The sequence below is a fragment of the Deltaproteobacteria bacterium genome, assembly GCA_011773515.1.
In the GTDB taxonomy this organism is placed as follows: domain Bacteria; phylum Desulfobacterota; class Deferrimicrobia; order J040; family J040; genus WVXK01.
In genome coordinates this window covers 1-669 of the sequence record WVXK01000015.1, presented here as the reverse complement: position 1 = coordinate 669, position 669 = coordinate 1, and the positions used below count along the sequence as shown (strand labels likewise).

Annotated in this window: 1 protein-coding gene; it reads left to right on the top strand. The window is 48.0% G+C overall.

What is annotated here, in order from left to right; all coding sequences use genetic code 11:
- Positions 1 to 377 precede the first annotated feature (377 nt).
- A partial coding sequence (locus GTN70_01765; GenBank protein NIO15724.1) for a hypothetical protein occupies positions 378 to 669 on the top strand: 292 nt, incomplete at its 3' end.

The following is a 669-nucleotide window of genomic DNA, read 5'->3' as shown; positions in this document are numbered from 1 at the left end:
GGCATCCATCACTTCTTGATCGCATTCCCAATTTGCAAATCTGAAAGCCAAAAGGGGAAAGGAGACAGGAGAAAGTCGTCCTTTTTGATTCTTTCCCCTCTCACCCCTCGAGGGCTTGTTGTGTGCTGCCCTGCTCTCGTTCTGCATTCCTCAGTCTGGATTACCACCCTGACCATATACTATTTCGTTTTCTCTCCCCGAAAAACAGAAATTGCAGGAAATTACAACTTCAATCGATAATAATTACGATTCTGAAAGAACATTCCTCCCGAAAAAAAAACAATCCCCATCAAAAACAGGACGTTAGCCCAACCCGGAAACTGGCACGCCTTTTGCGTTTTATCGCAGCAACAAAAGAGAGAAGAAGGGGGGAAATCATGAAGAGGTTTTCAGTCGTCTTTCTCTGTATCACCGCCCTCGCGGTCTTCGCCGCATGGGCGCCAGATTCTGAAGCATACAACAGATACAACGATGGGTGTCAGAACTGTCATGGTGCATTTACCGACGGAACATCCACAAAGGGTTCGGTCTTTCCCAGTGATGATAAGCACCAGATGCACAGAAGCAGCGGTGATATGAACACCGAATGCAACCTGTGCCATACCTCGGGAGACAACAGAAACCCGTTCATCGGCTCTTCGGACGGAACAGCCAACAATGAGGGCTTCG